At 69.9% G+C, this 23,214-nt stretch carries 23 protein-coding genes and 5 pseudogenes; 11 read left to right on the forward strand and 17 right to left on the reverse strand.

The genetic code is table 11. The annotated features are described in order from the left end of the window. Positions 1-904: 904 nt before the first annotated feature. Entirely contained in the window at positions 905-1,243 is a 339-nt protein-coding gene (locus ACZOOI_RS43090) for a hypothetical protein (RefSeq protein ID WP_465282276.1), read from the reverse strand. A 742-nt stretch (positions 1,244-1,985) separates the two neighbouring features. Here ACZOOI_RS43090 and ACZOOI_RS43095 point away from each other — a divergent pair. Beyond that, complete coding sequence (locus ACZOOI_RS43095) at positions 1,986-2,546, forward strand: histidine phosphatase family protein (protein WP_465282277.1); 561 nt, start codon at positions 1,986-1,988, stop codon at positions 2,544-2,546. 59 nt (positions 2,547-2,605) lie between these two features. On the opposite strand, the gene ACZOOI_RS43100 is transcribed toward ACZOOI_RS43095, so the two are convergent. Together ACZOOI_RS43100 and ACZOOI_RS43105 are read right to left on the reverse strand one after the other, a co-directional pair. After that, positions 2,606-2,740: a MarR family transcriptional regulator gene (locus ACZOOI_RS43100; RefSeq protein ID WP_465282278.1), complete on the reverse strand. Its 135-nt coding sequence runs from the start codon at positions 2,738-2,740 to the stop codon at positions 2,606-2,608. Between the two features lie 175 nt (positions 2,741-2,915). Next, positions 2,916-3,730, reverse strand: a pseudogene (locus ACZOOI_RS43105) (hypothetical protein); the annotation flags it as partial. A 669-nt stretch (positions 3,731-4,399) separates the two neighbouring features. Here ACZOOI_RS43105 and ACZOOI_RS43110 point away from each other — a divergent pair. The 4 genes from ACZOOI_RS43110 to ACZOOI_RS43125 all read left to right on the forward strand — a co-directional run bounded on the left by ACZOOI_RS43110 (position 4,400) and on the right by ACZOOI_RS43125 (position 6,211). Next, complete coding sequence (locus ACZOOI_RS43110; RefSeq protein ID WP_465282279.1) at positions 4,400-5,128, forward strand: hypothetical protein; 729 nt, start codon at positions 4,400-4,402, stop codon at positions 5,126-5,128. A gap of 256 nt (positions 5,129-5,384) precedes the next feature. Further along, positions 5,385-5,567: a DUF6192 family protein gene (locus ACZOOI_RS43115; RefSeq protein WP_465282280.1), complete on the forward strand. Its 183-nt coding sequence runs from the start codon at positions 5,385-5,387 to the stop codon at positions 5,565-5,567. A gap of 45 nt (positions 5,568-5,612) precedes the next feature. Further along, positions 5,613-5,966: a DUF6192 family protein gene (locus tag ACZOOI_RS43120; protein WP_465284165.1), complete on the forward strand. Its 354-nt coding sequence runs from the start codon at positions 5,613-5,615 to the stop codon at positions 5,964-5,966. Continuing rightward, positions 5,864-6,211, forward strand: a complete 348-nt coding sequence (locus ACZOOI_RS43125) for a hypothetical protein (protein ID WP_465284213.1) — start codon at positions 5,864-5,866, stop codon at positions 6,209-6,211. Before ACZOOI_RS43120 ends, ACZOOI_RS43125 begins: the two co-directional genes overlap by 103 nt. Before the next feature lie 115 nt (positions 6,212-6,326). Here the strand turns inward: ACZOOI_RS43125 and ACZOOI_RS43130 are convergent, their stop codons facing one another. The 3 genes and pseudogenes from ACZOOI_RS43130 to ACZOOI_RS43140 form a co-directional block, all read right to left on the reverse strand. Continuing rightward, the gene (locus ACZOOI_RS43130) at positions 6,327-6,479 is read right to left on the reverse strand and encodes a hypothetical protein (protein WP_465282281.1); all 153 of its coding nucleotides are present in this window, start codon (positions 6,477-6,479) and stop codon (positions 6,327-6,329) included. Between the two features lie 1,014 nt (positions 6,480-7,493). After that, positions 7,494-8,027, reverse strand: a pseudogene (locus ACZOOI_RS43135) (IS701 family transposase); the annotation flags it as partial. A 312-nt stretch (positions 8,028-8,339) separates the two neighbouring features. Beyond that, a complete protein-coding gene (locus tag ACZOOI_RS43140; RefSeq protein WP_465282282.1) occupies positions 8,340-8,618 on the reverse strand; it encodes a hypothetical protein in 279 nt (92 codons plus the stop codon). 210 nt (positions 8,619-8,828) lie between these two features. Here ACZOOI_RS43140 and ACZOOI_RS43145 point away from each other — a divergent pair, with 210 nt between their 5' ends. Beyond that, positions 8,829-9,797, forward strand: a complete 969-nt coding sequence (locus ACZOOI_RS43145) for an ArsR/SmtB family transcription factor (protein ID WP_465282283.1) — start codon at positions 8,829-8,831, stop codon at positions 9,795-9,797. Positions 9,798-10,258: 461 nt separating this feature from the next. Here ACZOOI_RS43145 and ACZOOI_RS43150 read toward each other — a convergent pair whose 3' ends face one another. Together ACZOOI_RS43150 and ACZOOI_RS43155 are read right to left on the reverse strand one after the other, a co-directional pair. After that, complete coding sequence (locus tag ACZOOI_RS43150; protein WP_465284214.1) at positions 10,259-10,660, reverse strand: hypothetical protein; 402 nt, start codon at positions 10,658-10,660, stop codon at positions 10,259-10,261. Positions 10,661-10,771: 111 nt separating this feature from the next. Continuing rightward, positions 10,772-11,402 (reverse strand): annotated as a pseudogene (locus ACZOOI_RS43155) (transposase family protein); the annotation flags it as partial. Between the two features lie 756 nt (positions 11,403-12,158). Here ACZOOI_RS43155 and ACZOOI_RS43160 point away from each other — a divergent pair. Genes ACZOOI_RS43160 through ACZOOI_RS43170 form a run of 3 tightly spaced genes read left to right on the forward strand, consistent with a single transcriptional unit; the run spans position 12,159 to position 13,907 of the window. Next, positions 12,159-12,803 carry an ATP synthase subunit B family protein gene (locus ACZOOI_RS43160; protein WP_465282284.1) on the forward strand — a complete coding sequence of 215 codons (645 nt, stop codon included), beginning with the start codon at positions 12,159-12,161 and terminating at the stop codon, positions 12,801-12,803. Between the two features lies 1 nt (position 12,804). Continuing rightward, positions 12,805-13,257, forward strand: a complete 453-nt coding sequence (locus ACZOOI_RS43165; protein ID WP_465282285.1) for a phage holin family protein — start codon at positions 12,805-12,807, stop codon at positions 13,255-13,257. Further along, positions 13,221-13,907, forward strand: a complete 687-nt coding sequence (locus ACZOOI_RS43170; protein WP_465282286.1) for a DUF3618 domain-containing protein — start codon at positions 13,221-13,223, stop codon at positions 13,905-13,907. The genes ACZOOI_RS43165 and ACZOOI_RS43170 overlap by 37 nt, the downstream gene beginning before the upstream one ends. A gap of 926 nt (positions 13,908-14,833) precedes the next feature. On the opposite strand, the gene ACZOOI_RS43175 is transcribed toward ACZOOI_RS43170, so the two are convergent. The 9 genes and pseudogenes from ACZOOI_RS43175 to ACZOOI_RS43215 all read right to left on the reverse strand — a co-directional run bounded on the left by ACZOOI_RS43175 (position 14,834) and on the right by ACZOOI_RS43215 (position 21,819). Further along, the gene (locus tag ACZOOI_RS43175; RefSeq protein WP_465282287.1) at positions 14,834-15,439 is read right to left on the reverse strand and encodes a dihydrofolate reductase family protein; all 606 of its coding nucleotides are present in this window, start codon (positions 15,437-15,439) and stop codon (positions 14,834-14,836) included. Positions 15,440-15,704: 265 nt separating this feature from the next. Further along, positions 15,705-16,202 (reverse strand): annotated as a pseudogene (locus ACZOOI_RS43180) (IS5/IS1182 family transposase); the annotation flags it as partial. A gap of 324 nt (positions 16,203-16,526) precedes the next feature. Then, positions 16,527-17,291, reverse strand: a complete 765-nt coding sequence (locus ACZOOI_RS43185) for a hypothetical protein (protein WP_465282288.1) — start codon at positions 17,289-17,291, stop codon at positions 16,527-16,529. 848 nt (positions 17,292-18,139) lie between these two features. Then, a complete protein-coding gene (locus ACZOOI_RS43190; protein WP_465282289.1) occupies positions 18,140-18,637 on the reverse strand; it encodes a helicase associated domain-containing protein in 498 nt (165 codons plus the stop codon). A 189-nt stretch (positions 18,638-18,826) separates the two neighbouring features. After that, a complete protein-coding gene (locus ACZOOI_RS43195; protein ID WP_465282290.1) occupies positions 18,827-19,246 on the reverse strand; it encodes a hypothetical protein in 420 nt (139 codons plus the stop codon). Between the two features lie 180 nt (positions 19,247-19,426). Then, positions 19,427-19,564: a hypothetical protein gene (locus ACZOOI_RS43200; protein ID WP_465282291.1), complete on the reverse strand. Its 138-nt coding sequence runs from the start codon at positions 19,562-19,564 to the stop codon at positions 19,427-19,429. A gap of 118 nt (positions 19,565-19,682) precedes the next feature. Next, complete coding sequence (locus ACZOOI_RS43205) at positions 19,683-21,185, reverse strand: glycoside hydrolase family 6 protein (RefSeq protein ID WP_465282292.1); 1,503 nt, start codon at positions 21,183-21,185, stop codon at positions 19,683-19,685. After that, the gene (locus tag ACZOOI_RS43210; protein ID WP_465282293.1) at positions 21,182-21,607 is read right to left on the reverse strand and encodes a hypothetical protein; all 426 of its coding nucleotides are present in this window, start codon (positions 21,605-21,607) and stop codon (positions 21,182-21,184) included. The genes ACZOOI_RS43205 and ACZOOI_RS43210 overlap by 4 nt, the downstream gene beginning before the upstream one ends. 20 nt (positions 21,608-21,627) lie before the next feature. Then, positions 21,628-21,819 carry a hypothetical protein gene (locus tag ACZOOI_RS43215; protein WP_465282294.1) on the reverse strand — a complete coding sequence of 64 codons (192 nt, stop codon included), beginning with the start codon at positions 21,817-21,819 and terminating at the stop codon, positions 21,628-21,630. A gap of 363 nt (positions 21,820-22,182) precedes the next feature. Here ACZOOI_RS43215 and ACZOOI_RS43220 point away from each other — a divergent pair, with 363 nt between their 5' ends. Continuing rightward, a complete protein-coding gene (locus ACZOOI_RS43220; protein ID WP_465282295.1) occupies positions 22,183-22,839 on the forward strand; it encodes a TetR/AcrR family transcriptional regulator in 657 nt (218 codons plus the stop codon). A 211-nt stretch (positions 22,840-23,050) separates the two neighbouring features. Then, positions 23,051-23,200 (forward strand): annotated as a pseudogene (locus ACZOOI_RS43225) (IS5/IS1182 family transposase); the annotation flags it as partial. Positions 23,201-23,214 lie beyond the last annotated feature (14 nt).

The raw sequence follows: 23,214 nt of genomic DNA on the forward strand, positions 1-23,214 counted from the left end.
CTGGGATCCGCACTCCTCGTAGGAGGCCTCGCCGCCCCCGCCCAGGCCGCGTCCGAACCGGCGCAGGGCCGCACGCTTGGTGCCAAGTCGGCTGCGGGTTGATCCCTCTACGACTATTACGCCTGGAAGAGCGACTGCAATTGGGCGGGCCAGGTTGGGAAGAGCAACGGCTGGTGGACGCGCTATGAGTGCAAGAACGGCAGCTGGATTCCTGGGGACGACTACGAGCTGTGGGTCTACAACTGACCGATCCGGCCCCGGACATCTGCCTCTGATTCCGTAAGTAGCTGGATCTCAATCGGTCACGGGGGTGCAGGTCGAACTGGGTTCCTGGCCGGATGATCTTCCCGCTGTACGCGCATGAAGGCAGGGCCTCTTGCCAGAAGCCGGTTTGACGGCTCCTGGCCAGCCCTGGCGGCTTTATAGCAGGGCGGTGGTGCCTCTCCGGTCGACCGGAGAGGCACCGTTTCGTTTCGCTGGGTGCACGAGCCGGGCAGGCGAGATGCAGGCGGAGGTGCCGGACCCCACGGCAAACCCGGATGGGGGTGAGCCGGCCAGGCTCGGCCGGCTTCTTCCAGCGGCGCCGCCAGGTCGGCGGCGACCGCGTGGACGAGCCGGCGTCGGATGTGGGCGGCGACGATCAGCCACATCCAGACGGTGCTCGCGGCGAGCGCGGTGGCGACGGTGTGCAGGGCCGGGCGCCGGTACCGGCCGGAGGTTCGGCGGGTAGTCGGGCCCGGCGATCGCGTGCTCGAGGGCGGTCCACGGCGCGGGGTGCGACCACAGGGGCAGCCACAGGTCGTGGGTGCAGTGCTTGGGCACGGAAACCCCCACCGGGGTCGTCGACGCGCGCACGGCCGACGAACCGGGCGCCCCACGTGCTGGGTGAGCGAGGCGACCGTGATCAGGCCTTCCATGGCCACCAGCCACGTCCAGGGATTAAGGAGCCCGGTAGGGCCGCCGAGGTGGCCATCAGCGGGGTGCCGCAGTCGCCGGTGAGCGTCTCGCGCAACCACGCCCGGCCGTGCCGGTTGGTCGCCACGGCGTGGGCGCGCCACCGCAGGTAGGTGCTGTGCACGCGCGATGCGCCGGATCCACAGTCCGGGCAGGTCACGACGGGCATCTGGCTGTGGACATCGATCTGCAACACGTCTTCGGCGACCCCGACGGCGTCGACGGCGTCGACGACCAGGCATTCGACGTCGGGCCACACCAAGTTCCGGAACTCCGGCTCGTCCCCCACGAACAGCACGCTGCACAGCCGCGGCCCCGACGCGGAAGGATGACCGAAAGCGACCAGTACAGAGGCAGAGGAGACGCAAGTTCATGGCGTGCGCTAAATAAAAGCGGGACGGGCTGTTCCTGTCCGGTCACAGCACTGAAGGGTGCGCAATGAGTTTCTCGCAATGGCTCGACATCTACGAAGCGGCGTGGGCGGACGGCTCGACATTGGCGGAGCAACGGTGTCCGAACTGCGGGCAAGCCGAACTCAACCTGGTCTTCACGGCACATGCGGAGCCCTCTACCGCCGTCATGGCGGCCCTCTGGTGCGCTGCCTGCCTCCGAGGGATCCACCTGGGCAACGCCGTCAGGCCCACAACAGGAAGGGTCCGGACCGGGAAGGAAGAGCAGTATGACCGCCACTTGGTGCCCAACTACACGCTGATTCCACCGGATTAGAAGCACATCCACCCACCACTGGGCCTGCCTCTGTCACGAAATACGCGCCACAGCCGATTTCCAGGCAGCGCCATCACCTCCCGGTGATCCCGCCACCGCCCACCCCGCCGAGGAATCCGATCCGGCAGCAACGGCTCGACGCGTACCCGCTGGACATCAGTCAACGAAACACATCAACCAACGATCAGATGATCCGCAGAACACGCCCTACTCGAGGACCATGTCACCGAAGCTGGATGCGGAGTCACCTTCCAGCGCACCAAGACGTGGGCGGCCCGCCCCGCCCCGCACCCAGGAGCCCAGAGATGGCCGTAGAGATCGTCTACGAGACGCACGCCACCACCACCGACAACGAGGCCGGCTTCGCCACCGGCTGGTTCCCCGGTCGGCTCTCGGAACTCGGTCGCCGCCAGGCCGCGGAACTCGGCGAACGCCGACGTGCCGGCGGCTTCGCCGCGGTGTTCACCTCCGACCTCCACCGAGCTGTGGAGACGGCCCGGATCGCGTTCCCCGACGGCAGGCCCCCGATCCACCAGGACCTTCGGCTGCGCGAGTGCAACTACGGCGACCTCAACGGAACTCCGGTCTCCGGCGTTGCCGCCCAGAGAGCTTGCCGCATCGACGAACCCTTCCCCGGTGGTCAGAGCTACCGCCAGGTCCTCGAAGCCACCGACGCGTTCCTCCACGACCTGGCCACCCGCCGGAACGGCAGCCGGATCCTCGTGATCGCCCACTCGGCCAACCGATGGGCCCTGGACTGCCTGCTCACCGGCGCCTCGATCGAAGGCCTCCTCGAAGCCCCACCCGCCTGGCGCCCAGGCTGGCACTACACGCTTCCCAGCGGCTGGACCGCCAAGAACCGGTGAACCTTCCCGGCCACAGCACCAGCCCTGCTGGAGTTCGTAGAGCTCGCCGAAGGGTCCCCCTACGCCGAGGCGGTCCGTGCCGGCTCGGGGTCGGGTCGGCGGGCGACCCAGTCGCGGGCTTCGAAGCGGTCCATCGCCTTCGACAGGCGGGGTTGGGTGCTGTCGCAGACCCGGGCCAGGTCGCTGAGCCGCATCGTGGCCTCGTCCGCAATGGACAGCCGGGCCAGACCCCGTACTCGAAGTTGGAGATGCCCGCGTCTCGCTGCAATTGTCGGTCGAGGGCCGCCGGCAGGGCGATGACCGCGGTGAGCAGCGCCTGCCACAGGTCCTGCTGGTCGTCATCTAGCCAGGGTGTCCGAGTCTCCATGGGCTCACGGTGAATTGCGGGGGGAGCGCACTCCCGTCACGCCTTTCGGTCGGCTCCTTGAGGCGAAAGTGGAGTCTGGTCAGCCCACTGGCGCCCTTCGCGCCATAGTCGAAGGGGTCTTCGGGTAAAGGCCGTAAATTTTCGAGCCGGTCATAGAAGCTAAAGAAGGCCATGATCCCGTTGACAGGCATGTCCTTGGTCTTGTCGGCATGGGCCGAGATCTTGGCCTTGAACTGCTTGCGCTCGGCCGTGGCAAGGGTGTTGTGGTGGATCTAAGCGAGGAGGTGATTCAGCGATGCCCGATTCCGGAAGACGGCGGCGGCCTCGCGGTTCAGGGCCTCGACGATGCGCGTGTCGGTCGGGCGAAAGCTTTCGTCGGCCTCGAGAGATTCGTGGAACACCGAAGCAGGCGGAAATGCAGTTCGTCACCATTTCGTGTGACGGGCGTCAGATAGATTCCGCTGCGATGGGCCGTTCCGGGCTTGGTGGACTCCGTCAGGGACGGGAAGGCACGCTCCGCACGGATCCGTCCGAAGTAATCGTCGCCGAGTCCGAAGAAGCGACGATAATACACGTGTGACAGCTCCCGGATGACGAATACCCGGGCAGCCGCCTGCAGTCGGCGGCCGCTGATCCCGGATATATCGCCACACAGATAGACGGTCTCCTGCGCGAGGTCGAGCAAACCGCAAGCAAGGTCCTCCGGCGTGATCGTGGACCCGAGGAAGTCCCTGATCAAGTCAGCATCCTGCAACGTCGAAGGCGCAACCAAGGGTTCTGCCGTACGGCGGTCTGCGGAGCTGCTCGGCGAGGTCATGAGGCCGGGGCGGACGTCCGGCAGCGATCGGGCTGTACCGGGTCGGTGATGCCGGCGGTCTGCTCGATGCGCAGGAACCGCACACAGAAAAAGTCACGGCTGCGGTCTTCGGCGTCGTCCGGTCCGCGGCGAGCCGCCGCTGGGACCTGCGCCGAGGCCGACCATCCGGCGGGCCGCGGTGTCCCTCGTCCCGCGCCCGCCCGCCGGATATCGCCGGCGCCGGGACGCTGCCGGTCGACGGCACGATCGCCCCATCCTGGGACGGGAAGCACATCGCCGGCGTGTATTGGACTAAAGGCGGCTACGCCGCCATGACTTTCATCAGGGCTTACAACTAAGCCTCCAGGCCAATACCACCGCCACCGCCCAGCCGGCCCATGCTCGAAGCGGACCATCCAAAAGAAGATAAGAATACTTGCGCCCCCCAAAATTTCCGACACCTGGATTATCCATCGCATTCGCATTGGCGTGAGATGATTCGAAACGACGTGAGTACCCGACGGTCCCCGGTCGGGACCATGGGCTCACTTCTCCCTGCTGTCCCGGCGGGCGAGCCTGATCGGGCAAATGGAGCCTGATCCACCGGCCGTCGGGGAGTGGGAAACGCCAACGAACTACGCCGTCACGGGTATCGGCGAGCCCGACTCCCTCCCTCAAGGAGATTGCGTCATGACCGAGAAACGACGACCTGCCGCCCTTCCAGGAGTGCGCGCCCTCTTCATCGCGGTGTTGCTCATCGCGGTGCCCACCGCGGCCCTGGCTGTGGGCGCAGCCCCGGCGGTCGCCGCCTGTTCCGGCACGAACGGCCTCAACGGCGCGGACGGAACGCCCACCCACCCGGCCGGCTGGCCCGGTACCGACGGCGGCAACGGTGCTCCCGGCTGTGCCGGCGGGAAAGGCGGCAACGGCGGAGCCGGATGGGGCGGCGGAGCGGGGGGTGCCGGCGGCAATGGTGGCGTCGGCGGTGCGGGCACGACAGGCTTCGGCGGAGCCGGTGGCAACGGTGGCAACTCCGGCCCGGACGGCGGAGCCGGCGGGGTCGGGGGAATCGGCGGAGCCGGCGGAGCCGGGAGTTCCTCGGGCAGCGCAGGCGCCATGGGTGGCGCCGGCGGACTCGGCGGCAATTCCACCGTCGGCACTGGCGGGACGGGCGGTCGCGGCGGTGCCGGCGGTGCGGCGACCGGCGGCAACTACAACGGCGGCGCCGGCGGCAGGGGTGGCGACGGCGGCAACAGCGGCACCACCGGCACAGGCGGTGCCGGCGGAGGCGGCGGGAACGGCGGGGCGGCCACCGGGAGCGGCCTGATCGGACACTGCGGTCCCGGCGGCAACGGCGGACTCGGCGGCGCCGGCAACGGTACCCACGGCGCCCCCGGCATCGGCAGCGGCACCTGCTGAAACAACCGCCCCCAACCCCACCCGGCGCAGCGGCGCGTCCCACGTGAGGGTGAGCCCCTGTTCCGTTCGACCACGGCTGTGAAACAACAGCGTGATCGGCATCATCAAAGGCCCAGGGGCCCAAATGAAAGCCAAGGTGGGGTCCCTCTTCGCCCACAGCGGCCAGGGGAACCACCACGACCCGACCCGGCTTTGGGTGACGGGCCCTCCACCGACTCCCACACGACGATGGGCCGGCCCGGCGAACCGGGCCGCGATGGGCGACAGCGCCGCGAAGCGCGTGGTCAACACCGTCCAGTTCCAGGACAGCGCGGCGGCCGCCGAGGTCGCCGCGGACCTGTTGCGCAGGCCGGAGGTCGCGGCCGGGGCGATGGGCGACACCGGTGCCCGGAAGGTCGTCAACAAGGTCCAGTTCGAGGACCCGGGGGCCGCAGCGTAGGTCGCTGCGGACGTGTTGCGCAGGCCGGCCGTCGCGCGGCGGGCGATGACCGACCCGGGTGCCCGTGACGCGGTCAACACCGCCCAGTTCGACAACTCCCGCCGGTTCGACCAGGGCCTGCGCGAGCGGTTCCCGGCATTGGACCGGGTCGAGCGGACCGCACAGTTCATCGACCTGTTGAGCGCCTGCGTCGCGTTCGTCACCGGCGCCGGGCGGGCCGTCCCGGGCCTGCGGGGGCACGAGTTCACCGCGGACGAGCGCGACGTGCTCTCGAGGCCCGGCCGGCGGGTCTGCACATGCCCCAGTTGGTCCTGGCCACCGAGTTGTCCCACCACCAGGTGCGACGCGGGATCGCCTATCTGCGCGACACCGCCGCCGAGCTCGCCCCGACCCCGCTGATCTGGGATCGCATGCACGGCTACCGGTTCACCTCGAATTCCGAGGACTGGATGGCCTATGAGCTGCGGGCCTTCCGCAGGGAGACGTCCGCGGTCAAGTGGCTGATCAGCGGCTGCGTGATCCCGCACTCGATGCACCGTCCCGACGACAAGGCCGTCCAACTGATGCTCGGGCAACTCAGTGGCATCGAGTCGGGATTCGAGTTCCTGATCATGCAGTTGGAAACCGTCCGCAGAACCGCCTGAACCTCCCCGCGAGGAAAGGGGGAAGGAGGGCCGGCCCGCTTCGCGGGCCGCGCCCTCGAACTGTCATGCGCAACAGACCCAGCCCCGCCGAGCCGGCCCGGATGCGCCGGCGGCGCTATCCGTCCGCCACCGAGCGGCCGCCGGCCGTGGACTCGCCGACGTCGCCACCCATGGTGTCCTCCGACGCCGCGTCGATGTGCTCCCAGCCGAACGTGGCGTGCATACAGGTCACGGCGAAGAGGTAGGACAGGACGGCTCCCGTGGTCACGCCACCGTGACTGATTCCCCGGTCCGGGACCCCGGACCGGAGCCGGCCTCTGCGTTCGTTCCCCTGCGGTCCCGAACGAGCCCGCACGCGGTCCGCGAGGAACCGGGCATTTACGTGTGGGTTCCGCTTCACGCGGCCCGCGCGGCGTGCCTACCCGCTGGTCGTTCCGGGAAGCCACAGCGAATCGTCACCGTTCCGCTGCCCGTGTCGGGCCGGGGCCACCCCGACGATCGACACGAACACCGTCCGCTCGGTACGGGTCGCGGAAGGCTGCGGACTGGCACTGCATCCGGCCTTGTGTACGGGTTCGACAACCACGCCGGAGCGAACACCATCGTCGCCCTCCGTCTGGGTTGCACCCCGGTCACCGCGAATCCAGCACCCGGCTTGGGTATTCAACCAGTGCCAGGACACTTTGGCTGCACCCAGGACGACGACAATGGCCGAAGATCCACTTCATGACCCTGTCGAACGTCTCTTCGCCCCCCATCGGCCCCCTCTTCTCCACTACCGACCAGGCGCCGAACCGAAATCCGGTTCCGAGACGGCGAATCCCCGCAGGCCACGCACGGACCAGACGAAGAAAGCCCTCCCGTCGGACGCGACGGGAGCGGGGCGCACACTTGCGTCGGTGTCGTGGGCACTTCGGCGAGGCACAACCGCCATGTACGCAGCGATGCGGCGACAGGACCGGCCGAAAGGCGTTGCACGGCAACGGCGTTCGATCAGGCGCGCGTTCGCCTGCCGTGCGATCGGGCCGTGCACTCCACGACTCAGGCTACCGGTGGTTTGTTGGACCGGGATGTAGATGTCGATGGGTCTTCCTGTGCCGAGGGCGTTGATCAGGGTCTGGAGATCGGTGGGCGGGGGCTTGGTCGACCATGCCCGCCAGTAGCGTTGCAGCGTGGTCCAGGGCGTCAACCAGCCACGGACGGCCCGGATCGCTTGGGGCCAGGAGGCCGTTCGGGGCTGGTGGGACGTGGGAGTTCCCCCTCTCTGGGCGGTGCGGTTCGGTTTCGTGCGGAAGTCGGGGTCGTTCCTGCCTTGTGGGAAGTGCTGGGCCGGGGTGTAGGGAACGGCGTGCAGGGGGTGGTAGAGGCGCTCGTCCGCCCAACACGTGGTCACGGTGACGACGCCGCGGTCGCTCTTGCCCACCGAGCCCAGGTACTGCTTGCCGACGTGCGCGGTCGCCGTGCCGTCCTTGCGGTCGCCGGAGTCGTCGATCACCAAGACCCCGCCCGCGTGCGGTGCGGTCGCCGGATCCGCCAGTAACAGCTCCACGCGGCGGGCGTTGATCCGCTCTTGGTCCCAGGTCGACTCGGACAGGAAGAACTGGAGCCGCTGTACCGCCGGATGCTGTGCATCGACCACGGGTTCCGTACCTGCCAGGCAGGTCAGCGTTTTGTTGCGGTCCCTCGGAAGCAACAGCCCGGCCAGGTACTCGCGGAACCCACGCCGCTGTGCCAACGTCGAGAAGAGGTCGTCGAACCGCGCGGCATAGGCCTCCAACGGCCCCGGTGCGGGCGGACAGGGCACACGCTTGGTCATCGCAACCCCCCGAGGCACAGGCGACGTTCCCTCCTATCGGCATACCGCGACCCCGACCCGCTGTCAACAAACCACCGGTAAGCGGCGGCCGGCGGCCCCTTCCGGGAGGCGGTGGTCGAGGACGCGGGGCACAGCGTGCACATCGCACGCCCAAAGGAATTCCTGGCAGAACTGCTCGGAGTACTACACGAGTGCAGCACCGAAGCCCCATCCGGGTGACCGCATGGTCATCCACGCCGAACGCGCTCCGACCCCGGCGTCGGGGCCGGGGTCGGAGCGCGTTCGAGTGCGGCTGTTGCCGGTCGTCACACCCTACGAGTTCAGGTCCGCCCAGAGGTGCCAGTTGGAGGTCGTGGTGCTCTTGCGGCAGAACCAGTCGGAGTAGACCGAGTTCCGCCCGTCCGCCTCGCAGGTCCGCTTGCTGGGATAGGTGCCGATGTCGGTATAGGTGTAGGGCGCCACCACGCCGGAGGTGGTCGCGCTCGCGCCGGAGGTCGCGCGTGCGGGTGCCGCTTGGGCGGTGGCGACAGTGCCGCCGGTCAACAGCGCGGCCCCCAGGGCAACGCCCGTGATCCAGACTCGAGTTCGCATTCGTGTGGTCCCTTCGACAATGGCCGGATCGCCGCTTCCTCGGCTTCCGGGAAACGACTCAGACTTGGATTTGCAGTTCCACCATCGGACGTCCGGCGGTTCGGCGCACTCGGTTCGGCATGGGCCGAACCGAGCGGGCGGCAGGACCGCTTTCGTGGCGAGGGGAGCGTCGTGCTGCGGGTGTGCTTTACGGCCGAGGATCTGTTGCGCGTGCGGTTCGCCGACGAACCGGCACCGATGGTGGAGTTGATGCTCGCCGTCGCGACGCTGCAGCGTTCCGAGGCGGTCTTCGGCCTGTGGCGGCGACGCATGGGCAGGGCCCTGACGCGCTCCGCGAGACCGTTGCTGGAACTGGTGCCGGCCACCGGCAAGGGGCCGTTGTTCCTCGATCCACCGATTCCGGGATTCGACGACGGGCTGGAACACGTCCTGTCGACCCCCACCGCGCTCGTCCGTTCCGAACTGCACCGTGTCCACGCCCGGGATCGCCCCCCGAGCCCCTGGGCGCGCCTGCTGGCCGACCGCGACAGGGACGCCTGGCAGAACCTCGAACACGCCCTACGAACAGCACACACGCACATCGTCGCCGAGCCATGGGAACGCATTTGCGTCGGCTTCGACGCCGAACGTGCATGGCGAACCCACCTCTTGGCCGGCCAGGGCATCCGCGCGATGCTGACCGGACTGACGCCGACGGCACGCTGGCACGACACGGCCCTGGAGTTCGACAGCACCGACGACGTCGAGGTCACCCTCGACGGGACGGGTATCACTGTGCTGCCATCCGTCTACTGGACCGGCCGCCCCCTGGTGGGCCGCTATGCCCAGGGATGGTTCCTGGTCTACCCGGCCGTCACCCCGCTGCCCCTGATCGAGGACTCCACGGGCACGGACGCACTGGCCATGCTGCTGGGCCGCACCCGCGCCACGATCCTGGAACAACTTCTCCGACCTCGCACAGGCAGCGATCTCGTGCGCGACCTCGGCCTGGCCAAGTCCTCGGTGTCCGAACACACCAAGGCCCTGCGCGCCGCCCGCCTGATCACCGCCCAACGCGACGGCAAGGCGATCTGGCACTCCTGCACCCCCCTCGGGCTCGAACTCCTTTCCTGCCTCCCCGAATCCCGAGGGCGCCCGACGCTCGGCCGACCACACACCCGACCGCGCGGCGCCCGGTGAACTCACCAACCGGCCGGGCACCCCGGCACGGCGCCCGATCACCTCCAGTCCCGCTCACACCACCGGGTCGCCATCCGGCGCCCGTTGTCCCGGAGCAGCCCGCGCTTATGACCGACGTGATCATCCTGCACCCGGCCGGAAGGGCCGTGCGGAGGCGGCGGACCGGCCCGGGCTTCCGCGACGCGGTCCGCGACGCGACTCGGCCATGCTCGTCGTCGGGGTCGATCGCGGCTCCACCATGGAACGCCGCAGCCATGCGTTCGCGAGCCCGTAGTGCCGGGACTGTCCCGGCGTCGTGCCCCGTGATGTGATCGCGACGTCATCTGCCGCGGCCGGCCCCGTTCGGCAATCCTCGGGCACCGCGCTGCAAGGACCTCGATGCCGGGCACTGGTCCTCGCGGAGAACGTATGGTGCGCGGCCCACCGCCCGGACGACGCCGGGGCCGTTCCCATCGGCCGTGTCAGGGCTCGGTGGCCGCGGTGTCGTCGCGTGCGTGGCGGAAGTGTTCGACCATCCGCATCTCGGCCACGAGGTCTTTGGCGAGCGTGCGGCCGAGGTCGGAGGCGATGCCGGCACGGCCGGCCCCCGGGATCCACCCGAGACCGGCCGTTTCGTCATCGTTCGGACGATCACCCACGCGGGCGCCCCGGCCGGCCGGCATCGTGGGCGGGTGCTCCTCATGGGGTCCCCAAAGCCGCCTCGGCGTGGCTATTCCCTGTTGGCTCGGCGTGTGAAGCGGATCAAAGCGGTAGGAGAGCCGGGCCCCGGCCGGCCACACGTCTTCGCGCGACTCGTCTGCGGTGGCCCACATGTCCGCGTTGGGTTCCGCGTCCTCCGCATACCACCAGGGCGGCGGCTCCACCTCCTCGAAGCTCTCTTGCATGCTCAGCAAGGTCCGGAGCCGCCCGACAGTTGAGGGTCGGGGCCGTGCCGGCCGGTCAAGGGTGCGACCGGTGTAAGGGTCTGCAGAGAATCAACTCGCTTGTCTGATCTTGAGTGGGAGCGGGACGCCTGCTGTGCTCGCGAAGTCGTCGAAGTCATCGCAGTCGTCGAGGTCGTCGAGGGGTGGCGGGTTGGATGCCGCAGGGCTGGATGAGGTGTCCGGCTGTGCCGAGGAGTTGGCGGATGTCGCGGATGCGCCGGTTGACGGTTTCGGGTGTGATCGTGAAGAGCCGGGCGACGGCGACCTGCGGGAGTCCGAACCGATAGTGGAGAAGAGCGGCGAGGAGCCGATCGGCGAGGGTGAGGGCGGGGGCGTCGGTCCGTCCCGGAGGCGACCATGCGGGGAGGATGGCCGCGCCGCTTGTCCGGGTGTGTTTCTTGCTGGGCCTCGTGGAGTGGGGGCAGTGTGGCGATCAGGGCCTCCCACTGGGGGATCGGCAGCCCGGGCAGGGCCGGGTGGCAGAGTCAGGCGAGGTCGGGGCTCGGCTGGTCGAACGGGTCCGGGGCGTCGCTGACCGGGCGTATTTCTCGGGCTTCAGCGGGTAGTTCCAGTCGCCGTGCCAGTCGTGGCGACTCAGGGGTAGGGATGCCATCTGCCCGTCACCGATTCGGAGGCCCGTCTCGTAGGTGGCGGTGTCGAGTTCCGCGTGGACTTGCCGGCCGACCAGGGATCGCCCCCCCCGACGAAGGCAGCCGCCGCGCGGGCGAGGGCGCGTGATCACGGCCGGGCGGCCACAGGGCGCCGACCGTGACACCGCCGACGCCCGAGCCCGCCGGATGACACGCCCGACCTCGCGAATTCGCGGGGGGCTCGGGCGTCGGAATCGTTCTCGGGCTCCATGGCCCGGGGCCCGCCTGCGGAGGTCACGGTAACCCGGGAAGATCCGACCTGTCGTCCAGGTGTCGCAGGGCGTCCAGGCCGGTTGTCGAACAGGTCGGCGGCATGTGCGCCCAGGCACCGCCGGTCGATGGTCGCGCCGTTGGCGTTCGCCCGGCGGGATGCTCGCGGACAGAGTGCTCGTCGTGGCGATGAGGAAGCCGCGTCGGTCCACCGGCCCTTTCACGTCGGCCAGTGCCTTGACGAGCAGCATCCACCAGGGCCTACTCCGGCGACGGATCGGCGGGGTCGATGCAGCAGTCCAGCAGGCCGGCCATGGCTGGTCACGCGGTGGGGGGCGGGAATAGTGGCGCCCATCCGGCGGAGACCGGAGACCTTCACCTTCGGATGGCCATCCCACCGAACCCTCACGCCCGGTGGTGATGGATCTGGGGGCGTTTGATGCGGACAAATGGGGCTAAGCATGCAAATGGGGTAATCAGTCAGCCTTGGTCTTGGGGCACTCTGCTGTGAGGCCCGGGCGCCGCAGGCCACTCCGCGGAAGCGAGGCTGCGGTCATTTCCGGAGAGAGGGATCTCCCGTGAAGGAATCCTCGAAGATGTCCACCGACTCCGCGGCGCAGGTCGGCCAGAGTGCCCAGGAGGAGGGTGCTGCCACCACCGAGCGGGCGAAGGAAGCGGCCGGAGAGGTCGTGGACACCGCTCGTCAGCAGGCGCGGGCCGCAACGGACGAGGCCCGTGAACAAGCTCGCAGTGTGATCCACGATCTACGCGAGCGAGCCCGAGAAGAAGCGCAAACGCAGGTGCAACGATCGTCGGCCGTTCTGCGGCAATGGGCGGACGACCTGGCCGGGATGGCGAAGAACGCCCCCGGGGACTCGCCGGCTCGCAGCCTCGCCGCCCAGGCGGCAGACAGCGGGCATCGCGCGGCAGACTTTCTCGACAAGCGTGACGTCGGCACCCTGGTGGGAGACATCCAGGGGTTCGCCCGTCGACGCCCGACCACCTTTCTCGTCGGAGCGACCGTCGCCGGGCTCGCCGTCGGCCGCCTGACCAAGGCGAGCGGCAGCGCTCATGGCGGCTCCGGCGACGGTGACGGCAACTCGGGCAACCGGGGTGCCGGATCGTCGGCCTACGCCGATCGCAACGCTCCCGCCGTTCGCGGACAAGGTTCACTTTCCGCCGTCGGCGAGGAACGGCGGCCATTGCCGGGTCCGGAGGTGTGACATGTCCTCACCCCTGGCGCCGCACCGCCCCACCGCGCCCCCGCAGCCGCCGTCGACGCCCCGGCACGACGGTTCGGTGGGTGCAGTGCTGTCCGACGTGGTTGCGGACATGCAAAAACTGCTCCGACAGGAAGTGGAACTGGCCAAGGCAGAGGTCCGCGAGGAGGCCGGCAAGGCGGGCAAGGCCGCCGGGATGTTCGGCGGCGCGGGCTTCGCCGGCTACATGGTCGCCCTGTTCCTCACCCTGGCCGCGATGTTCGGCTTGGGCAACGCGATGGACCTCGGATGGGCCGCGCTCATCGTCACCGCGATCTGGGCGGTGATCGGCGCGGTCCTGTTCGTGCTGGGTCGCACTCGCATGCGCGACGTCTCGCCGAAACCGGAACGAACGCTGGACACGTTGAAGGAGGATGCGCAATGGGCACGTCACCCGACCAAATCAGGGCCGACATAGAAGCGACCCAAGCCGACTTGGCCTACGACGTCGACAGGTTGGCGGATCGCACCAGCCCCGGACGTATCGTGCGGCGACGCCGGCAACGCGCACGCGGCGCCGTTACCGGGCTGCGCAACCGAGTCATGGGCACCGCGTCCGATGGTGTTGCACAGACCCGGCACCGGGTCCGGCAGGCCGGCCAGTCCACCGGGGAGGGCGCCGAGCAGGCCGCACAAGTCACCGGCCGCGCGGCCCGCCAGGCGGGCTCGGTTTTGCAGGAGGCGCCGCACAGAGCCGTCGAACAGACCCAGGGCAATCCGTTGGCGGCCGGGCTCATCGCGTTCGGAGCCGGCCTCCTGGCGGCCGCGATGCTGCCGAGTTCGCAGACCGAGGAGCAGGCCGTCGCCGAACTCGCGGAGCGTGCCGAAGGCCCCATCGAGTCCGTCAAGGAGGCAGCGACGGAGTCGGCCCGGCACTTGAAGGAGAGCGCGGCCCAGTCGTCCCAGCAGGCGGTCCACGAGGTCAAGGAGGCCACCACCGAGGCCGCGAGCACGACCGGTGATCGGGCCCGCGAACAGGCGGCGCAGGTGAAGGATCAAGCCGGTACCTCCGCGCAGAACGTGGCCGATGCCGCGCGCGACCGATCCCCGAGCACCGACCGACCCTAGCCTCGCGCTTTCCTGGAGCGTGTCGATCGAGTCCGGTGGTTCCGGGATCGTCTCGCAGGCCGGCGGGGTGTTGCTCACGGAGACGGCTCGTGTGGGCGGATTGTCCCGTGCGCTACCGCGGACGTTCGCGAGTTCCAGGCCAACGAGGAGATCGTGGCCGTCCACTGGTGGAACCTGCGGGACGCCCCCGCCGGCCCGGCCGTGCTCGGCAAGCGCATCTCGTTTTCGTCGGAGCGGTTGCCTCCCCGGCCGGCCGACGGGCCGGCGGGTCAGGTGAGCACGTCGGCCGCGTGGTACGTGCCCGGGGTGAGGTAGATGGAGAAGCGCGGGGGTTGCCGCCCCGATAGGACATGAAGTTCTGGGTCAGTGATCGCGACAGGGGCCGATCCGTGAGGGCGTCGAGAAGAAGGACGTAGGGTTCGGCGGCGGCCGCGTTCTCGGCGCGCAGGAAGGCCGCCACCCGATCGCGGGCCGCCGCGTCGTTGTCGTGTACCGGGATCAGCGGAACGTAGATGTTCGCACTGGGCAGATCGTGTCGGGAGTCGAGCGTGAACGTCGTCACGGGAGGCTTCCGTCGCCACGCGGGCGCTTCGTGCGGGCCGTTGATCTCCCGCAGGGCACGGGCGAACAGGCCCGGCGCGTGGCCCCGGGCGACGGCCGCCTTGGCGTCGATGTCCTCGGGGGAGATCCCGGAGTGCGTCGCGTACACCTGCACCCGGAAGTCGTCGTCGCCGACGAGGTCCAGGGCGACGGGTTCGTGGGCCGGGGTGAAGGTGCCACCGAGGTGGTGGGTCAGGGCGCGCCACGGCCGTTCCAGGCCGAGGCGCGGCCGACCAAGCGTGCCCATGCAGGGGCCGGTCTCGCCGGTTCGACCACTTGGAAGAGGCGGCGGCCGGTGGCGTTCGACACCTGCGGACGGGGCGACGTCACGCGGGGGCGCCGAGCGGCGGGTGCTCGAGCACGCGTGGCTTGTACTCGACCAGCTGGATGCGGCCGTCGAAGGTGCGGTGCTCGATCATCTCGAGGGCGACGTCCGGGTAGCCGTCGTAGATGCGTTCCGCGCCCGTGGCCCCGGTGATCACCGGGAAGATCCCCACCCGGAAGCGGTCGACGAGTCCGGCCCGTAGCAGGGACCGGCACAGGCTGAGGCTGCCGATCGTGCTGAGGAGCCCCGAGCCACTCGACTTCATGGCGCGGACCGCCTCGACGGCGTCGTCGCGGACGAGCGTGGAGTTGGCCCACGTCAGTGGCTCCTCGAGCGAGGAGGAGAACACCACCTTGGACGCTTGCGTGAGCTCGTCGACGGACGCCTCTTCTTCGTCCCTGAACTCGTCTTGGCCGTGCGGGACCTCGCCGGCGGCGAAGCCTGACATCAGGCGGTAGGTGTTGGCTCCCATGAGGTAGGTGACCTCGGGCTGCTCGCCGAGCCAGGCGAGATACTCCGGGCCCTCGAGTCCCCAGAACCCGGGCCAGCCCTCTCCTGATGCGTAGCCGTCGAGGGAGGTGATGAAGTCGACGAGAAGCTCTGACATGGCGGTGTCCTACCTTTCGAGGGTGTCATGAGCTTGGACCGGCCGCGGGCCACGAACTCATCGGTCCGGTCGATTGTTTCGACGACGGGTTCGAAGTCATCACAGTCAGTAACCGGAACTACCCACTTTTGGGGCTGGTCGCGCGGACCCGAGCGGAGGGCTTCTGCGCGGTCTGGAGACGACCACCGTCCCGCCCGCGAAGGACGCCGTGTACCGGCACTCCCTCGCAGCCCTGCTCGTCGCGCTGGACGCGGTCGACCGCGCGCCAGAGCACGTCCCCTTTCCCGCCGTTGCGGGCCTCGGGGTCGTAGGGGGCGACCAGGCGGGTGGTGCCCGGAGGGCGGTCCTTCGGGGCGCGGCGGCCCACTTCGCCGTCGAGCAGGTGGAAGTGTCGGACCCTAACCTGCCGCAGGATCTCCACCTCGGGCAGTGTCCGTAGCGCCGGCGGGGCGTCGTTCGCGCGGGTCATCCGCAACGGGTGCATGCCGTCGGTGCCGATCCGCTCGTAGAGCCGCGTGCGCTTGGACCGGTCCTTGGGGAAGCGGGATTCGTCGGCGCGGGTGGCATAGTGCCCGAACCGGTTCGGCACGGCGCGTTCACGCAGCCGGTCCGGCTCGGCGCAGGCCACCGCGTTCGGGGCTGCCCGAAGGCTTTCCGCCACCGGTTCCAGCTGGTTCAGCTCACGCATCGCGGAGAGCACGTGCGTGGAATCCGTGCGCGCTCGACCGGCGGCGGTGGCCAGTCCTCGATGCCGGGCCGCGACCGGAGCCGTTCCCCGTCATCCTCCGCGGGGCACAGCCCGCACGACACGCCGACAGCGAATGTGTGGACCCCGCGAAATGCACCCGGCCTGCGCGCCCGGACCGTCGCGGCCACCGGTACCGGGAAGACCGCCGTCGCCGCGGCGGTGGGGGCGCGGCCGGTCGGGGTCGGAGCCGGGCACGGGGTCGTCGAGGCGTTCGGCGTGGCGCGGGACCCCGATGGGACAAGTCCTCGATGGCTTCCTCGCGAGGGGCCCCACCGGCGAGGCGCGGTCCTTCGAACCGCGATCCCCGTGCGGTCGAAGGAGCCTCCCTTCGCGCAGGCGCTAACGGGCGGCGCGGATGCGGTCGACTTGCTTTGTGAGCAGTGCGGTGTCGGGCATCACCGGTGTGGTACCGGTCAGGTTGACGTGGGTGGATTGGATCAGGGTGGTGCCGTACCGGACGACCACGACGGCGTGGACGTATTCCTGTCCGTTGGTTCGGGTGGTCTGGGTGATCGCGACGGCCTGGTCACCGAGGTTCGGTGCCTTGGCCTCCGCCACGTTCACGTGGAAGGTGCGTCCCTCGTCGACGTCTTCGAAGTTCGCGCAGCCGGGGACCAGGGCCATGGCCCTGGAGATCAATCGTTCGGCGTCGCCGGGGGCGAACGAGGTCACGGTGACGCCGAGGATCGCGGTGGTGTCTTTGCCGCTCGGGGTCCCCGTGGAGGCGAAGATACCGGCGCTCGCCTTCGCGGGTGTCGAGCCTCGGGCCGGGTCGAGCAGGTCGGCGATGCCGTCGCACTGCGGTTTGTTGCTTTTCGAGGGCTCGGTGGGGGAGGTGGTGGCGCGGGCGAGCGGGTCCGGGTCCTTGCGTACGGTCCAGCCCGCCGGCATGTCGGCGGGCTGGACCAGCGCGGCCTGCACCTGGGCCTGGGTGAGCGGAGCGGCCACCGGCTTCGATCCGGCAGGCGTGGCCGCCGCTCCCGAGTCGTTCGGTGACGGGGCCGACGTCGTGCCGGTCGGCGAGGCGGTGTCGGCGACCGCGTCTTCGGCCGTGCTCTTCTCGTCGGAGCCGCACGCCGCGGCACCGAGCAGAAGAAGGGCCATGGAGAAGGCGACTCCAACGCGTGCTCGCTTGCGTGCGGTGTGCAAAGCCGGATCCTTCGCGGTGGTGGGGGTACGGACGCCGGCTCTTCGACGTCGAGGAACAGCTTGCCGGCCACCCGGAGTTCGGCCGCGACCGGCCCCGGCCCCGGCGGCGGCAGTCGGCCTTCGAGCCGGCCGAGGATCGCGACGAGGCACGACCGACGACTTCGCGCTCGTACCCGCAAGCCATTCCGCGGCCGCACCGGGTGACTGTGCATCCCCACGACAGCCAGGCCCCGCATGTGCTGATGCCCTTGAGCGGACCACGACAGCAGTTCGGTCACCCCGGCAACAGCCGGCGAAACCCCCTGCCGGACCAACAAGTCCCCAGCTCAACAAGGAGGAAGCCAGAACCGGTACCGCTGTCACCAACCCCGCTGACACCACCCCACGCACCCGTAGGGGTGGGTGCGCACGATCGCGGAACGCAACGCGGCCAGGATCGAGGCGAGCCTCCCGGCCGGTTCCCGAATTCGTCGTACGGGCCTCCGTTGCGGTCCCGCAGGCCCGTGGCGACCGTGAACTCCTTCCGGAAGGTTTCGCGTTCCATGGCCGCAGCGATTCCTTATTCGTGATCAGCACATCGTCGACCTGCGGGCCGTTCTCACGGGAGTGCGCCCGTTGCCGGCGTTCGCCGCCGGACAGTCGGTGGCCGACGACCCGGCATACGCGGAGCGGCTCATGGCTGCGGCCGATGAGCTGACGGAGACCCTGGCCCGCCTGCCCCCGAGTGACGGACGTTCCACCGACCCCCACACGCGGAAGGGCCGGCCCGGTTCGCCGGGCCGGCCCTTCCGCGTTCGACGCGGCTACGTCCACCGCATGCCGGGCGCGTCCAACGCCGCGATCCGCTCGGCGGGAGTTTCGGCCGCCTGCTCCTGGTGGTGGTCAGCCACACCCTCAAGCGCACATCCTCCGGCCACCCGTCGAACGCCACGACCGATTCGACGTGGTCGCGCGGGACTTCGAGATGTCCCACGCGGGCGCGGTACGCCGCCGCCGCGCTCGACGCGATCTCGAATGCCTGCTCCCGCGTGCGCCTCGGCCGGAGGCCCTTCCGGCACGGGCACCGCCGCCCCGGCCTCGGCCGCCGCGTCGACCATCGCGGGCGGCGTCAGCCCGAGCGCGAGCAGCTGCTCGCGCTGCGCCGCGTTGAGCCGGTCCCATCCGGACCGCTGCCGGGCGACCCACCGGCCGATCCCGGTACCGCAGTGCACCACGTCCAGGCCGACGTCGTCCCACCGGGCCCCGTCGCCGAGTTCGGTCGGGTACTCGGCCGCGTGGGTCAGGTGCCGCTGCCACGCCACCGGCCAATGCGGCGGGCGGCTCACCCTCCGCCAACGCGTCCAGCGCCGCGCAGCGCCCGGCGGACAGCTTGCCCTGCCGGTCCTGGGCGCGTCGGTTCGCGAGCCACGTCCCGATGGGGTAGCGGTCGGCCACGGCGCCGATCGGGAGTGCCGGCCGTTCCGCGGGGGATGGCCGGACCTTTGGAGGCATCAGGCGGTCGCGTAGACCCAGCCTTCGCCGCCTACACGATTGCCGCCGGCCTCTGGTTCCTGGCGAGCGACGCTGAACCGCAGGGCCCGCCCTTCGGCGAAGTCGAAGTCGAACCACGTGGTTCCCTCGACGGAGGTCAGGTACCCACCCTGGTTGCGCCATTGGCCTTTGTAGTAGTACTGGAAGTGCACGACGACCACGGTGGGGTGACGGGGGAGCAGGTTGCGAATGCGCAACTTGTCCCCTTGGCTGTAGAACGTGGCGTCGCCCGTGACGGAGCCCCCGCCGTAGACATGTGTTCGCGAGGTGGCCCGGGCAGTGCCGGCGGCGCCGGCGGGTGTGGCCGCGATGGCGAGAGCGCTCAACGCGACCGCGGTGGAGGCGGTGATCGTCGCGGCTCGCTTGATGATTTTGCGCAAGGCCTCGTCCTTTGCTCGATACGGCGCGGTTTACCTGTGGAGTATGGGCCGGGGTGAGCATTCGCAATAGCCGTTCTGCGCCTGGCAGTTCGCGCGAATGGCGGCGGGGCACGACCGCGCGGCGGCGAGGAAGACGTCACCGTGGCGCCGTTGGCGAGGGTCTTGGGGGATCGGCGCCGACTACACGTTCCAGACCCCGCGTGCGGCGGCGTCGCGGGCGTAGTCGGAGAAGTCACGGGGTTCGCGGTCGACCGGGTCCGGCGCCGAGGTCGTGTGGCGGCAGGGTTCGCGCGGCGCGATGTGTTCGAGGTTCGCCACGACCGCGGTGGGTCCGGCGGGAAAGGTCCCCCGGTCGCCTCGCCCCGGCGGCCGCGAGGAAGGCAGGCGTCGTCCGGGGCCGATCCGTCCCGACCCGGCGCGGGCGTGGCCGGCGTGATCAGTTGCCGTCGATCAGGCGGGTGGCGAGGTTCGGGTCGAAGGTTCCGGCCGCGACGCCCGGGGCGATACCGCACGGGCCGTCGGAGTCACCCGGCACCTTGATCCACAGCTCGTACTCGGCACCGCCGGTCCCCGCTCGGGACGGTTTGCCGAGCTTGCTGCCGGCCGGGTTGCACCACGCGCCGTCGGTGCCGCCGTTGCCGTTGCGACTGGTGTCGATCAGGTACTTGGCGGTACGTGCCCCGCCGTTCGGCAGCGCGGCGCGGACCTTCTCGGCGTAACCGGCCGAGTCCGCCGTGGTCTTGTAGTTCGAGACGTTGACCGCGAATCCGCGCACATTGGCCACTCCGGCCCGGGCCAGCCGCGAGGCCATGGTGGTGGGTGCGATCCAACCCGCGTTGCCGCCGTCGAGGTAGACCTTGGCGTTGGGCGCCTTGGCCGTGAACTGCTCGGTGGCGTAGCGCAACAGGGCGAAGCGAGCATCCCGTCCCTGGGCCGACATGCAGTCGACGTTCGCAACGGCGTCGGGCTCGATCACCACGATCGCCGAGCGGTCGCCGATCGCGCCCGCGAAGTCGGAGATCCAACGGCGGTAGGCATCCGGACCGGCGGCGCCGCCGCCGGACGCGCCGCCGCAGTCCCGATCCGGGATGTTGTAAGGCACCAGGATCGGCGTGCTCCGGGCGGCGGTGGCGGCATCGACGTATGTACGCACCGCCTTGCCGATGTCCCCGCTCCAGGCGCCGAACCAGTGGGCGCCGGCCTGCGTGGCGATCGCGGTGCGAATCTTCGCCGCACGCGGGTCGGACCCGTGTTCTCGTACCCACGCCGCGGCGTTGTTCGTCGGGTCGGTGTAGAACTTCTCGGCCGAACTCGCCGCAGGGACCTTGGCGGTGGGCGAGGACGTCGTCGTGCCGGCCGGAGGGGAAGCGGAGGACGGTCGGGCGACGGGGGTGCCGGTCGGCTTCATGCCAGGGTGGGAGGAGGCCGAGGGTTTGGAGGGCACACCGGGGACCTGCGAACCGGTGGGCAGCAGCGACACGTTGTCCAAGGTCGCCTGGAATCCCTTGGCGCGGCCCCCGAGTTGGAAGGTGACCTGGGTCGCGTCGATGCCGGGCATGGCCAGGAAGCGCAGCGTGTGCCTGCCGGTCTTCTCGGCGAACGTGACGGTTCGGTCCAAGACGGTCTTGTAGGGCGGGAGATACGACTGGACGGTGACCCGAACCTTGGCGGACGTGGTCGCCGAGGCGTCGAAGGAAAGCGTGTACACGGCGAGATTCGTCAGATGCAGACCACCTTGCCCGAGCATCGAATCCCAGGGCGCGCGGGTGTGATCGGGAACCGTGACCCGCGCCCGCCCGTCCACGGTCTCGGCCGTGGTCGCACCGGTGGTCCACCAATAGGCGGGATCCGGCTCGAAGGCCCCGTTGGTGACGAGGTCCTTGCCGCCGGCCGCGGGCGTGGCCTGCCCGACGCCCGGCAGGCCCACAACGCAGGTCACCGCCACCATCGTTGCCAGTGCTGCGCGCCGACCATGCATGTGTCCTCCGAGAGCCCGTGCGAACGCTTGGCTTGCCGGCATGTTAGGGCCGGGTCCACGGCACCGCTATCCACCGAACGCGAATCGACGAACCCGCGCGGAGTCGCGGAAGCGGGAGCCGACAGCCGGTCGCCTCGCAACAAGCCCAAGGCGAACGCGCGTTGTGACCGAACACGGAACACGTCGAACACGCGGCAGACGTGGAATACGCCGAATCCGGGCACGCCACCGACCGCGTCACCCGGGTCGTCGGCGGTCGGATCGAAGTGGGGCAGGAGACACGTGGCCCAATGGGCGATCACGAACGGTTCGTTCACCAGGCGCACCGTGAGACGGTCCGGTTCGGGGCGCAGATCGACGATGCCGAGGGGATGCGGGGTCAACCCGCTCAAACCTGTGCACTTCAGCAGGACGTCGCTCCCCAATCGGACAGGCCGTCGGTGGAGGCGGTCCTGGCTCCTCGGACGATCAGTGCGGGTTTGCCCTTCCACGTCTCGATGTGGAGGCTTCCGGTCAGTGCGGCCGCGGTCAGGACCTTGCCGGTGGACGCCTGTCGGAACTCGGTGTTCCAGGTTCCCTGGTTCTTGTCGGTCACCTGGTATCCCGACCCGTCGTACGAACGGCGGGCAATCACCACGGAGTTTCCCAGGACGTATGTGACCTGGCAGGTGTCGGTGAATGCGCCGGGTGTCGAGGCGGGTGGCGGCAAGCGACCACAGCGGCTTCTCCGTGAGGCCGGCAGTGTGGGCCCGCTCCAGGCCGGACCGGTCGGGGTGTGAGCGTCGTGCGCTTGCCCCGCCCGTCAGGAGGAAGCGGGTTCACCGCCCGACGCTCTCGGGGGTCGCCGTCGCGGTGGACACCGGCCCGGGTCTTCCTCGAAGGAGCCGCCCGCAGACGACGAAGGCGGCGGCAGCCACCAGCAGGTACAGCGGGATCAGCAGGACGGCGTCCTCCCGGTATGGACGCGGTCAAGGGATCCGACAGGCAGGACGTCAAGCGCCCCGACAAGCGGGCCGAGCGCTCGCGGCGCACCCGCGAGAAGATCGTCGCGGCGGCGCGGGACCTGTTCGTCGCGCAGGGGTACGGAGCGACAAGCCTTCAGGAGGTCGCGGATCGCGCGGGCGTGGCCGTCCAGACCGTGTACTTCGTGTTCCGCAACAAGCGCGCGCTGTTCAAGGACGTCGTCGACACGTCCATCGCGGGCGACGTCGAACCGGTCGCCACGATGGATCGCGACTGGTTCCGCGCCGCGTGCGCCGAGCCCACCGCGGCCGGGCAACTGCGCGCCCACGTGCGGGGTGTACGCGAGATCCTCGGCCGTGTCGCCCCGATCGTGCCGTTGATCGCGGCTGCCGCCGCCACGGACCCGGAGATCGCCGCGCTGTGGCCCGCCGGCCCCGACCCGCGCCACACCGTTCAGCACGCCGCGGCGAAGACCCTGACCTCCAAGCCCGACGCCCGCCCCGACATCGACGCGGCGCGGGCCGCCGACCTGCTGTACGGGCTGCTGAGCCCGGAGCTGTACCTGATCTTCGTCCGCGACCGGGGCTGGTCCCCCGACGCCTGGGAGGAATGGGCCTGCGCGGCCCTCACTGCCCACCTCTGCACCGAGTGAGGCCGCCGACCCTTCGACGACAGCCGCCGCGGCGATCCGCCGGGGTCGCCGGTTGTCGATGAGGTCGGTGAGGGCGGTGAGGGTGTGCCCCCCGGCCACCCATCGTCTCCGTGGAATACCGGTCCGGCCGGAGCGACGGTGCGCCTTCCGCCGTGAAACCCGCCCACCGAACGAGGCGGCGTTTCGATCAGGTTCCCCGAATCCGCAGGGGTCGAAGAACTACCGCTACTCCACCAACCACCAGGTAGCCATAGACACCGACACCCGCCTGGTCGTGGTGGTCGGCCGACCGCTGCCGGGTAACCGCAACGACTGCCGGGCCTGGGCGGAATCCGATGCCAAAACCGCCGTCGGCAACACCACTCCCAGGCTCGT

The organism is Embleya sp. L77 (assembly GCF_055557415.1).

Bases quoted from the DNA above. Each gene is read 5' to 3' on its own strand.
- ACZOOI_RS43095 (WP_465282277.1), top strand. From the start codon at position 1,986: ATGGCCGTAGAGATCGTCTACGAGACGCACGCCACCACCACCGACAAC.
- ACZOOI_RS43100 (WP_465282278.1), bottom strand. From the start codon at position 2,740: ATGCGGCTCAGCGACCTGGCCCGGGTCTGCGACAGCACCCAACCCCGC.
- ACZOOI_RS43110 (WP_465282279.1), top strand. From the start codon at position 4,400: ATGACCGAGAAACGACGACCTGCCGCCCTTCCAGGAGTGCGCGCCCTC.
- ACZOOI_RS43115 (WP_465282280.1), top strand. From the start codon at position 5,385: ATGGGCGACAGCGCCGCGAAGCGCGTGGTCAACACCGTCCAGTTCCAG.
- ACZOOI_RS43120 (WP_465284165.1), top strand. From the start codon at position 5,613: ATGACCGACCCGGGTGCCCGTGACGCGGTCAACACCGCCCAGTTCGAC.
- ACZOOI_RS43125 (WP_465284213.1), top strand. From the start codon at position 5,864: ATGCCCCAGTTGGTCCTGGCCACCGAGTTGTCCCACCACCAGGTGCGA.
- ACZOOI_RS43140 (WP_465282282.1), bottom strand. From the start codon at position 8,618: ATGCGAACTCGAGTCTGGATCACGGGCGTTGCCCTGGGGGCCGCGCTG.
- ACZOOI_RS43165 (WP_465282285.1), top strand. From the start codon at position 12,805: ATGTCCTCACCCCTGGCGCCGCACCGCCCCACCGCGCCCCCGCAGCCG.
- ACZOOI_RS43170 (WP_465282286.1), top strand. From the start codon at position 13,221: ATGGGCACGTCACCCGACCAAATCAGGGCCGACATAGAAGCGACCCAA.
- ACZOOI_RS43175 (WP_465282287.1), bottom strand. From the start codon at position 15,439: ATGTCAGAGCTTCTCGTCGACTTCATCACCTCCCTCGACGGCTACGCA.
- ACZOOI_RS43185 (WP_465282288.1), bottom strand. From the start codon at position 17,291: ATGGCCCTTCTTCTGCTCGGTGCCGCGGCGTGCGGCTCCGACGAGAAG.
- ACZOOI_RS43220 (WP_465282295.1), top strand. From the start codon at position 22,183: ATGGACGCGGTCAAGGGATCCGACAGGCAGGACGTCAAGCGCCCCGAC.